The sequence below is a fragment of the Anabaena sp. CCY 0017 genome (assembly GCF_963920885.1).
In the GTDB taxonomy this organism is placed as follows: Bacteria; Cyanobacteriota; Cyanobacteriia; order Cyanobacteriales; family Nostocaceae; genus Nodularia.
In genome coordinates this window covers 1-15,184 of sequence record NZ_CAWUDG010000050.1, presented here as the reverse complement: position 1 = coordinate 15,184, position 15,184 = coordinate 1, and the positions used below count along the sequence as shown (strand labels likewise).

Sequence of the window (15,184 nt, the reverse complement as noted above, 5' to 3'; positions counted from 1 at the left end):
TTAAAAGTATTTATATTTTAATCAAGTGTACCTCATAATAGACGGAAGTGCTGTAAAAGGAAGTCAATACTGTCAAGTTGCTGCAAGACTCTAACGTTAAGGCTAACTGGAAAGCGATTAAGACTGACATATTGAATGGACTACCAGAATGGAGTAAATCAGTCCCTTATCAAATTAAATCAATCGCCATCAAAGATGCCTGTAAGTCTGTCAGCAATGCCAAGAAAAAGTTTAAAAACGGTGGTGGTATTAGCAAGATTAGATTTAGATCAAGAAAAGACACTGTGCAATCTTGCTACATTCCCAAATCTTTTACCGCAGATTTGGGAATTTACCACACTATATTAGGTGGGGCAACCTTTAAAGAAGCCTTACCGCAAAGCTTTGGCGACTGTCGTTTAGTGTTTGCATACCGTGATTACTATTTGACAGTTCCAGAGGACGTGCCACAACAGAAGTCTGATAACCAAGGACGTGTTGTAGCACTTGACCCCGGCATCAGAACATTTATCACCTTCTTTTCTGAATGTAGTTTTGGTGAAATTGGAACATCTGCTAATTTGCTCCCTTCAGAAGGGGAGCAACGCGAAAATGTGAGATCGGATTTTATATCTCAATTACCAGGGCTGATTCCTAATAAACCCTGGTTGAAATTCCCTATTTTTACCTTTTCTAGGTAGCGATCGCTCAAAACTTAGGTAACTTATATTACCAAATTTCCGAACCTCACAAAATCGCGTTGCTCCCCTTCAGAAGCTATGTTTTCGTTTGGATAAGTTAATTTCTAAATTCACTAAAGCCAAGTGCAAACAAAGAAGAAGGATGAAGCTTGCCGCCAGTAGACTGCGAGGTAAAATCAAAAACCTTGTAGACGAATTGCACAAGAAAACTGCTCGATTTTTGGTTGATAACTTTGACATTATTTTACTGCCAACCTTTGAAACATCCCAAATGTCTAAGAAGGCGAAGCGACGGATTAGGTCAAAGTCAGTGCGCCAAATGTTAACACTCTCTCACTACCGATTTAAGCAGTTTCTTAAGCACAAGGCTTTTGAGACTAATAAAGTAGTTATGGATGTCAACGAAGCGTACACATCAAAAACAGTCAGTTGGACTGGTGAAATAATCCCCAATCTTGGTGGTGCTAAATTCGTTAAGTCTCCATCTGACGGGCAGGTGATGAGCCGGGACATGAATGGTGCGCGAGGGATTTTCCTGCGTGCATTGGTTGATACGCCCTCTCTTAAAGAGTGTATTTGTTAATGAATGTTAGCAAAAAAGTATCGGAAGTCAAGCTAACTGATATTTTATGGCAGAAATATTGTTCAGCAATTCACAAAAAAGATGGATATAGTTATGCCTTTTAAGACGGCGAATGAATTCGCCTGCGCCTTACCCCCAGTCTAGCATCAAGCAATTTTCCAATTCGGCAGACATTGTATGCCGAATTTAAAACCATACCACAAAATTTGTTTCTGGCGATGGGCAAAGCCCCGCCTCCGGCGATGGCGCGGAGCGCCCGCTAAAAGCGATCCCATCACAGTAGACGCACGATATTTTCATGCAGATAGCTCCACCCAGTCAAGGTAATAAGTAACTGGAAAGAAAGAGTCCCACCCCGTCACCGTTTCCGCATTGCTAGTGTCTCGAAACCCATGACTGCGATAGCGTAAGCTAAAATTAGGCGATCGCATTTTCGGTCAAGGTGGCATTTTAGGCACTACCTACGGCAAAACTCCCTCTATCTAATGTTTCTACACCTATATTTTATTGATACTCTGGCAATGACCTCTGCGTGGTTTCCAGGACAAAAAACGCAATTCTCTAGCCAACGAATCGCACCCACATCACAAAATCGCATTGCTCCCCCCTGGCTGGCGAGACTTGAGTTTTCATAGCCTCATCAAGTCGGATTCATGCGACATCAGCCATAAAACAGCCCACCGAAACACCAACCAAAGCACATATTCCGAAAATTTTCAACAAGCAGCAGCAAGGCATTTACAGGATGCACAATATCTGCTTAATCAGCAGCGATGGGACAATGCCGTATACCTTGCAGGTTATGTTGTGGAATGCTCATTCAAAGTCTTAGTAGAAGTATATATTGATTCTACGTCAGCAAAAAAATATGGTCACGATTTAGCAGAACTTCAGGGTAAAGCGATGGAAAGGTTACGTTTAATATATCCAGCAGTCGATATGCAACTGCCAGCAAGCCGTACAATGGGAACTGTACTAGACCAAAATCACCCTGCACGACGGTACGCCAAATCAGGACTGTGGAGCGAAATTCAAGCTCAACAAGCAGCCCAACGCGCAGAAGAAATTTATCTTGAGATTATTCCCCAACTTATTTTAGACGGTAAAATTAAAATCTAGGTTGTTCAGATGGCGATTAGTTTCGGTGAAACTTTTACAAAAATACGGGAGTGCTTTCAGGAACCAGAGATATCATCACTTTGGACGGAAAATCTTCAGTCTATAACTATTATACGTGATGTTTATGGAGCAATACGGCTTTATCTAGAGCATGACAACAATTTCATCCCTCAAAAGGCAGATATAACTACTTTAGAAACCAGCTTGTCTCAAAAACTCGGTTCTTACTATGGTAAAGATATCTGGCTCCCACAAGGTGAGCAGGATGGTTATAAACCTTTAATTAAAGTAATTATTGACCAGAGAGTTACTGCTGAGTGGGATGATGACACTGTTTCACCGCGTTGGTATATATTGGAACGTCACATTGCCAAAAAAGCTTGGACTGACAAAGATGCAGGTAGCCCACCTTGGGAACAAAAATTTGTAGACCAGGGACATAAACCAGCTATACTCACTTTTTTTTCCTTTAAAGGTGGTGTAGGGCGGACTACAGGGTTAGTTGCATCTGCTATTACACTAGCCAGTCGCGGTCATCGCGTAGCTATAGTAGATTTAGATTTGGAAGCTCCGGGTTTATCTACAATCTTTTTTCCAGATGATGTTAAAAACCCTGGTGTGATTGATTATCTATTAGAAAAAAAAAATCAGCAAAATAACTGGCCTTTAAAAACTCATATATTATCAATTAACGAGCAAACTTTACTCGGTGATAGAGGCGAAACTCTGCGTTTAATTTCTGCTGGTACAGTCGATAATAACTATTTAGAAAAATTAGCAAGGCTAGATTTTCAAAATGTCGTAGACCATGAATTACCTGATACTCTCCGAAATTTATTGCGCGAATTAGAAAGTGCTTCTAAACCCTTAGATTTTATTTTCCTGGATGCTAGAGCAGGGTTTCACGATATCGGTGGATTAGCCATAGCTGATTTATCCCACGGTGCTGTGATATTTGGTACACAATCTCGGCAAAGTTGGGCGGGATTAACTAACGTTATCCGTAGGCTTGCAAGACCACTCGCACAAGAACAATTACCAGTTATATTAGTTCACGCGATGGCACCTACACTCCGCGAAGCAGGAAGAGTAGAAGAATTGAAAACTTTTGCAGATAAAGCATATCAAACTTTTCAAACAAATTACTACGACGATAATGAAATAGTTCCCAATATTCAGGATAGCGATGCACCTTTTACACCAGTTGTTTTACCTTTGCAAGATGACTTACGGGGAGATATCGCTTTATTCCTGCGTGATAAAAGTCCAGAAGAAGCCAGTCGCTTATCAGAACTCGTTAAGGTCATAACAAGTGACCCTTATCAAGGACTGGCTATGAAGATTTGCCGACTTTTTGGACGCGAATTTCACAAAAAAATGGGGTAGAAGCATGAGTAATTTTAATAAAAAAAACCTACTTCAATTAATAGTTGATATTGCACCGGGAAGAGGCACAGCAGAACATGAAAGTGATGACGAGGCACTTTTTTTGAAAAATTTTCTTCCCGTTCCCGATTATCGACGAGCCTTAGAACCAGACATACTGTTGATATTAGGAGGACGAGGTGTAGGCAAAACAGAACTATTTCGTCTATTAGCTATTGAAACTGGACGCGCCACCTTAGTCCAAAATCTCGAAATTAGGGCTTTACCCTCCTTGGATAAAACGATATGGATTGCAACTTTTGGCCGGATTCGGCAGCAAGAAAAAACATTTCCCACACCAGAAGCTATAGAAGCACGGATGAAAAACGCCAGTAATATCGATTGGCGTGCTTTTTGGATGGGATTAATGTTAGGAATAATGCTGCGGCGTTCGAGTGAAGCATTAAATACAGAATGGGCTGCGGAAATTCCTTTAGAAATTCGTGAAACTTTAATACATAAGCTACCATTATTATCAGAATGGCTGCCTTTAGTACGCCAAGAAATTGAGAAGATGAGTTACGCTTTAGATTGTTTAGACGAGAAATTACTTGAGGCTGATGAATGGCTATTTGTAACTTATGATGAGTTAGATAGATTGGTTTCATCTTATAGTGAATTGTCTGCTCCCATCCGCGAACTTTTGGCATTTTGGTTAGATAAATGGCGGAGATGGGAAAGAATACGACCAAAGATTTTTTTACGTACAGACTTGTTTCGGGAAGACTTTTTAGGTTTTCCTGATGCGTCTAAGCTAAGAGCGCATCAAATTAATCTGGAATGGAAACCTTTATGGTTATATCAATTATTATTTAAACGTCTAGCAAATTCCGGTTCAGAAATGACGGAATATCTACGCATGGTTCCCAACCTGATTAATGATAGTAATACTGCTATTGGTATAATGACAGTAGCAGAAGAATCACTTTTTCAATCGATCATTGAGAAAATGATTGGTAAATTCATGGGTGCTAATGCCAGGAAGGGTTACACTTATAGCTGGATTCCAAATCATCTCCAAGATGCTGGAGGAAGAATTGCGCCACGTTCTTTTTTAAAATTATTTTCTCTAGCCGCAAGCCGTAGATTAGAAAAATTTAACGAACAAAACGAACAAAGTCTACCAGAAACGACGTTACTACAGCCATCTGATTTACAAGGGGCGCTGATGGACACTTCTGAAGATAGAATTAGAGAGTTAGCGCAAGAAGAATATCCTTGGTTAGAAGCGTTGAAAACTAGCCTAATAGGTTTGGAAGTTCCTACTGCAAAAGCGAAGTTTTTAGAAGTACTTACAGCGACACAATGGAGTGAACAATTGGGAAAACTTCCTCCTACTTCCAAACCAGAGGAAGTTTTGAAGTACTTGTTACAACTGGGAATTGTTGAAAGCCGTTCTGATGGGCGGATTAATATGCCTGAGATTTATTTGTATGGATTTGAAGTCAAACGTCGAGGTGGTATTAAGCGTCCAAAATAAATATTTCACTAAGCTAGCCAGGGAATGAATTCTGTCTCATAGCAAAAGTCCTCTAGGGCGTGTCAAATCAATTAAAAATTTTATTTCTTCTTCATTTTGAATTTTGTAAAGCCCTAGCGGGCATGGCTGCGCTTACCGAGGTAGCGTGCCGGAGGCTCTATTTTGACTTCCAAAAAAGGTTAAACATCCATTAACTTCAAAGCACTACTATCATTGGGTCTAGCCTTAAGATACCTGTCAGTAATAGCTAGATTGCTATGACCCAAAGTATCCTTAATCAAGACGGGATTAACCCCCCGCTCCGCCGCGTGTGACCCGTGGGCATGGCGCAACCAGTGACAACTGACAAGTTCACTCAAACCAGCTGCATCTGCCACCACCTTGATAATGGGATGGAGATTCTGGCGTTCTAGATGTCCCCCCTTCTGACTAACAAAAACAGCATCGGTAGCCAAGGCATCGCCTTTAAACTCCATCAATTCGTTCCACAGCTTTGATTTGAGCAAAATAGTGCGTGACTTATTACCTTTAGCTTGCCGCACATACACTTGTCCACTATCAGTTCTAGCTGATAAATCGCCCCAAGTTAACTGGCAAAGTTCATGCGCTCGCAAACCGGCCTGATACAATAATTTCACAATTAACAGATTGCGTCGAGCGATCGCCTGCCGTTTAGCAGTTTTAGCATCATCTACCATCGCGGCGGCTGCCCGGACCATCAACTTAATGTCTGCCTCATCTAAATAACGTTCATTAATCGCATCGGGAATTTCTGCCAACTTCAGCGCCATCCCCACATTGAAAGGCAAATAACCAATTTTGTGAGCAAAACTAATTAAACTTTTCACCGCCGCCAGATAAATGCGCCTAGTGCTAGCAGCTTGTGTGGAAAATTGGCTGCTGTAATCAACCAAATCCTCGTATGTTACTAGACGCAGGGGTTTTCTCAAAAACCTCAGAAAATGCTTAACGTAACGTTGATAGGCACGCACCGATGACTCCGCCTTTCCATCCAACCACAGGGTAATCAATTTCGCCTCCGCTTGCGCCGGGGATAGTTCCGAGATTGCTTGACGGTAGTTGCTGACGTGAACAAGTGAGAGAGTCATAATTTCTACCTGTTGATTAACAAGACATAACGGCAGTTGAGTCTGGTTTTATGTTGTCTGATTTTTATTGTCCCTCTTAATGGGTATTCCAGATCCGTCTAGATGATTTATTAAGTTACGTAAAGTGCTGGTTTACTTATGTAGTAGATTGAGTACTTGTCAAATTAAAGACAAATGAAAAAGGAGCAGACCAAACCAAATCTAATAGAAACTCAAGCTCCGTCCAATGCCGAATTTACTACACCCTACCCCCCCACACCCGGATTTTTGACATCGCACTACGTTATATATAAGTTATGCTGCAAATTGCTCGTAAAATTATCATCCCCGATAGCGAGATAGAAATGAGCGCGATTCGCTCTCAAGGAGGAGGCGGTCAAAACGTTAACAAGGTTGCTACGGACATCCATTTACGCTTTGACGGCTTCATCACTACCCGCTTTTTTATGTAGGAGTGGCGCTTAATCATGACCCAGAAACTAACTACAGAGCAACTAACGCAGATCATCGCTGAAGTCGGAAACCTGCAAGCACGTCAAGAAGCAGAAATTGCACCCGAAGAAGTCAAGCAAATTTTACAAGAATTAGGTTTAGCACCAGAGTTGCTAGATGAAGCGCTGGTTCAAATGCAGCGTCGGCAAGTTTTGCAAGTACGGCAAAAACGTCATCGGACAATTGTGATCGGGATGATTGCTGCGGTGGCGATCGCCGGAGGCGGGGCTTTGCCCATCGCCATGACTGGGACAATATTAACTATTCAACAGCATAATTCTACTCTGGAGCGAGTTTCCACTGGAAACAACCGCATCACTCTGACCCAAGATGATGGGTCTGACCTGAGAAATATTACCCGCCAGAACAGCCGAGAAATTTTTTATCGTGTCACCTTAAAAGATGCACCTGTGGGTCAAAAGCTAGATTTAAGGTGTAATTGGATTAACCCTAATGGTGAAATTGTCCAGCAAAACCGCTATCAAACCCGTGAAATTGATACATCCATTTGGAATACTCACTGCCGTTACACTATCGGTTCTGCTTCAACTCCAGGTAGGTGGAAAGTACAAATGTTCCTCCAGGGTCGCCAACTTAGTGAAACAGAATTTGAAGTAAAATAATATGGAAAACATTGCGCCGGGTGAAAAGATCAATCAGCCCCAGCAATTTATTGGCTATTGGGGTTATGGTGATCGACGCGAGTTAGAAGCACAGCTAAATATCATCAAAAAGCTGCATATCACCTTTGACTTATCTCATTTCGACCTATCCGAGAATAAATACCCGATTTGGAATGTTGCTCATATTGGTTGTCCACAAGCATCAACCAGGGCAAATCATCATCCAGAACGAATCGCTGGTATATCTGCATCGGGAATCTTGACTTATTTGCACTCTGATGGTTCATTGTTACCCGATGTTTGGGTAAAATTACATCAAAGCAATCGCTTAATTTTAGGACGAGAACCCTTTGGCAGAGTCCCCCTATACTGGATGCAACAAGGACAAGTGATTTGGTTTGCATCTCGTCTGCAACTGCTGCTGCCAGTGATTGAAAATCCTGAAATTAACATTCCGGCTTTATACGGTTATTCTTGTTTTTCTTATGTTCCCAATCCCCTCACGCCAGTGAATCAAATATTTGCAGTGACGGCGGGAGAAGAATTAATCTGGCAAAGTCAGTCTGAGTCACAAAGGCTTTCAGCACCAATTTCTCAACATTTATCACAATGGTGTGAAGCAGCTGTGCAAATAAAAGATGAAACAACGGCTGTCAAACAACTACAAACTCTGCTGCAACAAGCTATTCAACGGCAAATTTCCGACTTAACAGATGAGCCTGTCGGCGTTTTTCTCTCTGGGGGATTAGATTCTGCGGTTGTCGCCGCCTTACTGGTGCAAGCAGGGGTAAAGGTGATTGGCTATACCTTAGATTTTGAAAATGCCGGGATTTCCGAATCTCTCTATGCCGAAATAGTCGCCCGACATCTGCAAATTCCTCTAGTAAAAGTTGATGCCAAGCCTGAGCAAATTCAGAAGGCTCTAATTTCCACTGTACAAGCGCTAGATTTGCCGTTTGGCGACGGTGTGACAGTGCCATTGTTTCTCTTAGGACAAAGGGCTAGTCAAGATACTAGGGTGATTTTTAACGGCGAAGGTGGCGACCAATTGTTTGCAGGTTGGACGAATAAACCTTTAATCGCCGCCGGGGTTTACCAAAGCCAAAATCCCTTGCGCCCAGAAAATTTTCTTCAACAATATCTCCGCACTTTTCACCGTCTTTGGGGTTACGAAGCTCAAATCTACCAGCCACATATTTATGATCAAATCCAAAATATACATCCAGAAGATTGGATTGCAGCAGCACTTGATCCTGAGTATAGTACAGCCATTTTGCATCGGTTGCGTCGTGCCAGTTTGATGCTAAAAGGGTCACAAAATATACATCCCCGTGCCACGGCTTTAGGGTTTGCTCATGGGTTGTATGTGCGATCGCCTTTCTGCGATATCCCCTTGGCTGAGTGGACATTTCAGTTATCTGGAGAACTCTGTTTAAACGGATCTTGTGAGAAATATATCCTCAAGCGAGCCGTAGAAAATTTATTACCCTCAGAAATTGTTTGGCGACAAAAGCGCGGTATGGGAGTTCCTTTAACCTCTTGGTGTTTGCATGAGTTTTGGAAGTCCCTTGGCAAGTGGTTAAATCCTGGTAAACTACGTTTAGAAAACCGTTTTTCTCCCCATCTGGCGGCACAAATTGCTGCTGGGGAATTGGGTGGTAATATTCAAGGTCGTCGCAGTGGTGAAATTTTATGGTTGCTGATTATGTGGCAACTTTGGCGAGTTTATGTTTTTGGTGAAGCATCGGGTAAAGAATCTTTAGATCATCCATTTTGGCTACCACAAAAACTATGGAGATTTCAAAAACAATGGCGAGATTAAAAACCAATTATGAGTTAGAAGTTGTCAGTCAGGAATTAAACTGCTCATCTAGTCATTTTCCTTTCTCCCAAGCACTGGGGCAAGAGTTACTAAATACTTACGATTCACCTCTTTATGTTTACCAAGCTGATATTTTAAATCACACGATTACACGCATCACTGAAGCTTTTGATTATCCTCAGACTCAATTTCGCTTTGCTAGTGTTACCAATGGCAATATTGCCCTGCTGCAAATTTTTTGCGCCGCAGGTTGGGGACTTCATGCTAATACTCCTGGAGATATTTATTTAGGATTACAAGCAGGTTTTTCACCAGCACAAATTGTCTATAGTGGAAGTAATTTAAATCGTGTCGAGATGGAACAAGTTTTAAATTGGGGTGTGGGAACTCTCAATTTAGATAGTATTTCGCAGGTGCAACTTTGTTGCGAAGTCTATAAATCTTTGAGTAACTCTTTTTCTCCTCGTCTAGGCTTACGTCTGAATTTACCGGAGATTACTGGTGATAGCCGGATTGGTGTCCGTGTAGAAGAATTTGCTGATGCGCTGGCTCTGACTCGTCAAGTAGGATTAAAACTGAGTGGGTTGCATTTTTATCGCGGGACAGGGACTAATGCGACAACCGCCTTTACCAATGTAATTGATCAAGTCATAGCCACAGCCCAACTTTTACCTGATTGGGAATATCTAGATTTTGGTGGTGGTTTTGGCTATCCATATCATCATGAGGGTACAGCCTTTAACTGGGAAAGTTTTGGTGCAGATTTGAGCGCTAAAATCAGTCGTTTAGGCAGAGATATTGAGCTAGTTATTGAACCTGGACGAGCTGCGATCGCCGGATGTGGTACTCTACTAGCTAAAGTAGTTTCCGTAAAATGGCAGTCAGAAAAACAACTGATTGGGGTAGATACGACTGTGGCTAATATTTCTGTCCCCTCAGTACATGGCGGTTATAGAGAAATTGTTGCTTTGAAAGAATCAGAATCTGCAACTCATCTCACAGATGTATGTGGTAATACCACTTATTCACGAGATTTTTTAGGAAAAAATTGCCAATTGCCAGCTTTAGAAATTGGTGACATAATTGCTATTTTAGATGTTGGTGCTTATGGCTACGCTATGTCATCCCATTTTTTACATCGGACTAAACCTGCGGAGGTTTTATTAGAAAACGGTACACATCGCTTAATTCGGCGGCGGGAGGAATATAGTATTTTGTTGAAGAATCAAATCTTCAATTAAGCCAAAATTAAGGTTCTCTAGGATTAATCAAAAATTAAACTCTAAAAATAACTACCATGAAGTGTATTAAATGTAATACTGTTAACACACTCAAAGACCGGACAGCTAATCAAGGTCGTTGTAAAAACTGTAATTATCAGTTTGCCTTTGAACCAACGAATATGGGAGAATTTAAAATTACTGATCCTTTTTTTGAGAAAGCGATCGCAGATATTTCTGCTAACAACACTCTCTTTTTTACACCAAAACAGTTTTTTTACCTCATTGATAAAAGATTGCGAAACAAAAAAAATGTTCTATTTTACCTCATTGATAGTTTGCAAAGCAAAGACAATTTTCTATTGAATTTTCCCTTCGCAAATATCTTGATAAATTGGAGTTTATGTAGCATTTTTTTATTTCCATATTCGGGTATAGCAGCATTTATTATTGCCTTATTGTTCAATCAAATGAACTCTTTAAAGCGTTCTTATTACCAAAGTAAAAAACTAGCTAAAATTCTCATAGTATTGGGAATAATTACTTTAGTAGTAAGTGTGATTTTTGGTTTAGCTAACAATTTATTTAGTTCAGTTGCATTTGGCACAATCATAGTTATAGGAATTTTAGCTATTTATTTAGGTCGTCGAGAAATACGCTCTTATTACCAAAGTAAAAAATCAGCTAAAATTTTCATAGTATTGGGAATAATTACTTTAGTAGTAAGTGTGATTTTTGGTTTAGCTAACAATTTATTTAGTTTATCTAGTTCAGTTGCATTTGGCACAATTATAGGAATTTTAGCTATTTATTTAGGTCGTCGAGAACTAGCACAACCTCCTACTAATACCCAAACATTTAGGATTAGTCATAGCCAATTTCAGGATTGGCTGGCCTCTTGGAGACGGGTTAACAATGAAATTGATAAAATTTTACCTCCTCCCCTATCAGCAAGCAGACCTATTACTATTAATCCTGATATCACTGCTTATAGTTTTGATAGGTTAGTGGTTTGTGATAGTGCCGCAGTTGCCCAAATGTTAATCGCTAATAACTTTCATTTTGAAAATAACTGTGCAATTCTCAGCATTACTGGATATCCTGAAAGCATTTTTGACACCACGATGCAAATGCTGCGTAGCAATGCAGATTTAAAAATATATGCATTCCATGAATGTAGCGCTAAAGGGATGAATTTAATTAATCACCTCAGCATTAGCCCGAAGTGGTTTAAAGATAGGGATATCACTATTATTGATGTGGGATTATTACCACGCCAAATTCTGGCTGCAAGCCGCAATATTCTCATTCAAAATTCTCCAGAATTAGCTGAGGCTGCTAAAATATTAGCACCAGAAGTTAGGCAGAGTTTATTAAATGAAGAATTAGTATGGCTGGAAGCTGGTAATTTTGTGGAATTAGAATACTTTAGTCCTCAAAAATTGATGCAAATTTTGCATCGCGGCATCTTTAATAGTCAAACATTAAATAATAGTGGCAGCAATTTGCTATTAGTTGATGATTCGGGAAATTCAAATTCTATGTATATTTTCCAAAGCTTTGGTTAATTGTTTATTTTCGATTTACTTGCAACCAAATTTCTAAACTCACAAGTAACCACAATTTGACACCATAACGACTCCAAGTATCACCTTCATAGTTTAACCAGTTGCGAATTGGTAATTGATTAAAATAAGGAGCAATGGCTGCATTGCGATTCAGTAATAAATCTCTGGCTTGTTTTTGCCAATATTTACGAAATCCTAACTGTACGGGAACCATCATCCCACTTTTAGGGCGATGAATAATTGCTGCTGGCAAAATATCGGCGATCGCTTGTTTTAAAACTGCTTTTTCTTCTACTCCCGAAAGCTTATACTCAGGAGGGATTTTCATACTTAAGTCTACGACTCGTTGATCAAATAAAGGAGAACGACCTTGCAAATCAACAGCTTGAGTTAAATTACTAACTTTAGTGAGAATTTGGTCAGCACCTTTAAATTTAATGTTCATTGCCATCAAACGATTCAGATAGCTGGCTGGGGAATCTAAATCTTCTTGAAAAACCCAAGGTGCTGTTTTTATTGCGGTCAAAACTTCTGGTTTTAAAAGTTGTGGTAAGTCAGCAGCGCACTTTTGAAAAGAAATTAAATAAGCTTGTAATGTATCTTGATTGATCACAGAACTATATAAACTATTAATCAGCATTGGCTGGTTTTTCGGTCCACCAAAACAGGGGTCGCCACCCTCACCATTTAAAACTACTTGTACACTTTCTCTCGCTAGTCTTCCGAGCAAAAGATTAGGAATAGTGAGTGGGTCGCCAATGGGGTCATCTAAATAGGCCATTGTTTGGGGTAAACGTTCCCACATATCCGCAAAAGTAATTTCTAAAATATGGTGTTGTGTTTGACAATGAGTGGCAACAAGACTGGAAAATTCTAACTCATTGGGACATTCCGAGCCAAAATGAATTGAGAAGGTGTGGACTGGGGAATGATGAAATTTTGCCGCTAAAGCAGTGATGGCGCTAGAGTCTAAACCACCTGAGAGAAAAACCCCTACAGGTTCGTTTGGTGGTGGTAGATATTCTTGAATAACTTGGTCTAGGAGTTCTCGCAAGCGATCGCCATGCCATACTAAAGGTTGATCGATGGCTGTAATCTGTTCTTGCAACTGCCAATAAGCTTGCACTTTCTCATGAGGAAATTGTAAAACAGTTCCAGGTCGCAGTTCTCGCACGTCTTGCCAAAGGGTTCTTTCTCCGGGAACAAAGGCACAACAAAGGTAATCGCGCAAAGCCACCAAATCCAAATCAGAGGAACGATAAGGTGATAAAGTTCTCAATTGAGGCGCAATCCAACGCACCCCGCCAGTGGTAGTGTAATAGAGAGTCCGGCTACCGATGCGATCGCGGATTAAGTGCAAAACCTGTTTTTCTCGATCCCAAACCACCAGTGCGAACATTCCCACAAGTTGCTTCAGACATTCAAAACCCCATCTTTCCCAAAGATTGGCAAATAGTTGGAGAGCATTTCCTCTAAAATTATCTGGTGCAATTCCCAACAGTTCTAGCAACTGCATTTGGTTCGTTAACCAAATATCACCAACAATAATAAATCGTTTTCCCGGACTGATTGCTAATTTCTCGCTCAGAAATCCAGCAGCTGTGCGTGGTAAAATCACCACAAATCTTTGATCTCGCCAAGCTATATCTTCATAAATTGCATCAACTTCTCCCCAAGCTACACGCCAAGTCGGATTAGTTTTAATGAATAAGTTTTGAGAAGATTTACGGCTTTTAAAGATATCAAATAGCATGGGTAATTGTTAAAGCATAATAATTGATTGTGAACTAATATATACTGCCACTTCAGATCCCCAATTCCTCAAGAATTTAAATCACCAATTCATTAAAAATTTTAACCATCACCAAATTCTTGTTGAAAAATAACCTCAATTTGTTCTTGCAGAAGTGGAACTTTATTCTGCACAATGTCCCAAATGGTTTCATTTTCTAGACTGAAATAAGCATGAGCTAAAATATCTCTTAAACCTGCTATTTTCCGCCATTCTACCGTAGGATAACGATTTCTAGTTTCCGTCGGTACTTGCTTAATTGCCTCCCCGATAATTTGCAGATTTCGCAGCACAGCATCAAACCTCAACTCATCTTCAAAAAACTGGTCATAGCTGATACCTTCCGTATAACGCAAAACCTTGTGACAACTGTTCAAAATATCCTCAAAATACAGTCTGAGATTACGAGACATAGATGGCCTCTGTTTCAATGACATCTCTAATTTGAGGCTTTAACATCTTCTTGCTAACTACATCTACGGGACATCCCAAACTATCCTCCAGAAAAAACTTTAAGTCCATGTAACAGTCAAACGTCACCTTGCCGTCAAACTCCACTAATAAATCAATATCACTTTTAGCCGTGGCTTCATCCCTCGCTACCGAACCAAATAAAGCCAGAGATTTTACACCATAACCACGAATTTCTGCCCTATGAGCTTTTAAAAAAGCAATTAAATTTTCTCGGTTCATTTTTTTAATCCTCAGCCATTTTCAGGGAATAAACCAGAAATAATCCTGATATTACATCATGTCATAAGAACTCCAGGCTGCTTACTTCCATTATCTGCCACCAGAGATTTTTTGCAACTAAAATTAGTTACATTATTGCATTAAACAGATGACCCTGCCCCTTGTCTTCTTGCCTAGCTGGTTTGGTTATTGAGCCAGATGATCTAGGTCGGATGCGGGGTAATGACAATGCTCGTCGAACGACAACTGTTCAATTTGGGCAAATATAATTGACTTGATTCGTTGCCGATGCGATGAACTACCCATAGTTGGCTCCGCCTGAACTATGGGTTTCTACATCCCTTAGTTCGTTGCTAGCAGAAACTTCTACAGATTTTTGACGCTTCTTTGCCCCTAGTTGCTTCATACTTCCTGCTTGTTTGCGGGTGTATGAAATAGAGCTAGACGACTCTGCGTCTACGAGGCTAGTTCCTAACCCCGGTAGTGTTCCTTTTGACCAATAAAGCATAACTTCGGCAGCAGCAATACAGCGTTTCCGGCTGTTATGAGGTACAGTAGCAGCAATTAGCAAACCAGTT

The 15,184-nt window shown here is 40.5% G+C and carries 13 protein-coding genes and 2 pseudogenes; 10 read left to right on the top strand and 5 right to left on the bottom strand.

Annotated elements, in window-relative coordinates; all coding sequences use genetic code 11:
* The first annotated feature begins 77 nt into the window (after positions 1-77).
* The 5 genes from ACM0OW_RS25160 (at position 78) to ACM0OW_RS25140 (ending at position 5,287) form a co-directional block, all read left to right on the top strand.
* Entirely contained in the window at positions 78-680 is a 603-nt protein-coding gene (locus ACM0OW_RS25160) for a hypothetical protein (protein ID WP_414553365.1), read from the top strand.
* 142 nt (positions 681-822) lie between these two features.
* Complete coding sequence (locus ACM0OW_RS25155) at positions 823-1,263, top strand: zinc ribbon domain-containing protein (protein ID WP_414553363.1); 441 nt, start codon at positions 823-825, stop codon at positions 1,261-1,263.
* A gap of 597 nt (positions 1,264-1,860) precedes the next feature.
* Positions 1,861-2,382, top strand: coding sequence for a HEPN domain-containing protein (locus tag ACM0OW_RS25150; protein WP_414553361.1), 522 nt, complete (start codon positions 1,861-1,863; stop codon positions 2,380-2,382).
* Between the two features lie 9 nt (positions 2,383-2,391).
* Positions 2,392-3,768, top strand: a complete 1,377-nt coding sequence (locus ACM0OW_RS25145) for a tyrosine-protein kinase family protein (RefSeq protein WP_414553359.1) — start codon at positions 2,392-2,394, stop codon at positions 3,766-3,768.
* Between the two features lie 4 nt (positions 3,769-3,772).
* Positions 3,773-5,287 carry a P-loop ATPase, Sll1717 family gene (locus tag ACM0OW_RS25140; RefSeq protein ID WP_414553357.1) on the top strand — a complete coding sequence of 505 codons (1,515 nt, stop codon included), beginning with the start codon at positions 3,773-3,775 and terminating at the stop codon, positions 5,285-5,287.
* 179 nt (positions 5,288-5,466) lie between these two features.
* Here ACM0OW_RS25140 and ACM0OW_RS25135 read toward each other — a convergent pair whose 3' ends face one another.
* Positions 5,467-6,396 carry a tyrosine-type recombinase/integrase gene (locus ACM0OW_RS25135; RefSeq protein ID WP_414553355.1) on the bottom strand — a complete coding sequence of 310 codons (930 nt, stop codon included), beginning with the start codon at positions 6,394-6,396 and terminating at the stop codon, positions 5,467-5,469.
* Positions 6,397-6,692: 296 nt separating this feature from the next.
* On the opposite strand from ACM0OW_RS25135, the pseudogene ACM0OW_RS25130 reads away from it, so the two are divergent.
* The 5 genes and pseudogenes from ACM0OW_RS25130 to ACM0OW_RS25110 form a co-directional block, all read left to right on the top strand.
* Positions 6,693-6,844: pseudogene (locus ACM0OW_RS25130) on the top strand (peptide chain release factor-like protein); the annotation flags it as partial.
* 19 nt (positions 6,845-6,863) lie between these two features.
* A complete protein-coding gene (locus ACM0OW_RS25125; protein WP_414553353.1) occupies positions 6,864-7,511 on the top strand; it encodes a DUF3859 domain-containing protein in 648 nt (215 codons plus the stop codon).
* Position 7,512: 1 nt separating this feature from the next.
* Complete coding sequence (locus ACM0OW_RS25120; RefSeq protein ID WP_414553351.1) at positions 7,513-9,333, top strand: asparagine synthetase B family protein; 1,821 nt, start codon at positions 7,513-7,515, stop codon at positions 9,331-9,333.
* Positions 9,303-10,574: a diaminopimelate decarboxylase family protein gene (locus tag ACM0OW_RS25115; RefSeq protein ID WP_414553349.1), complete on the top strand. Its 1,272-nt coding sequence runs from the start codon at positions 9,303-9,305 to the stop codon at positions 10,572-10,574. The genes ACM0OW_RS25120 and ACM0OW_RS25115 overlap by 31 nt, the downstream gene beginning before the upstream one ends.
* A gap of 56 nt (positions 10,575-10,630) precedes the next feature.
* Complete coding sequence (locus tag ACM0OW_RS25110; RefSeq protein ID WP_414553347.1) at positions 10,631-12,121, top strand: hypothetical protein; 1,491 nt, start codon at positions 10,631-10,633, stop codon at positions 12,119-12,121.
* Between the two features lie 4 nt (positions 12,122-12,125).
* Here the strand turns inward: ACM0OW_RS25110 and ACM0OW_RS25105 are convergent, their stop codons facing one another.
* The 4 genes and pseudogenes from ACM0OW_RS25105 to ACM0OW_RS25090 all read right to left on the bottom strand — a co-directional run.
* Positions 12,126-13,874, bottom strand: coding sequence for an asparagine synthetase B family protein (locus ACM0OW_RS25105; protein WP_414553345.1), 1,749 nt, complete (start codon positions 13,872-13,874; stop codon positions 12,126-12,128).
* A 101-nt stretch (positions 13,875-13,975) separates the two neighbouring features.
* Positions 13,976-14,326: a DUF86 domain-containing protein gene (locus tag ACM0OW_RS25100; RefSeq protein ID WP_414553344.1), complete on the bottom strand. Its 351-nt coding sequence runs from the start codon at positions 14,324-14,326 to the stop codon at positions 13,976-13,978.
* Positions 14,316-14,606 (bottom strand): nucleotidyltransferase family protein, encoded by a 291-nt coding sequence (locus ACM0OW_RS25095; protein WP_414553342.1) that lies wholly within the window; start codon positions 14,604-14,606, stop codon positions 14,316-14,318. The genes ACM0OW_RS25100 and ACM0OW_RS25095 overlap by 11 nt, the downstream gene beginning before the upstream one ends.
* Before the next feature lie 298 nt (positions 14,607-14,904).
* Positions 14,905-15,184, bottom strand: a pseudogene (locus tag ACM0OW_RS25090) (hypothetical protein); the annotation flags it as partial.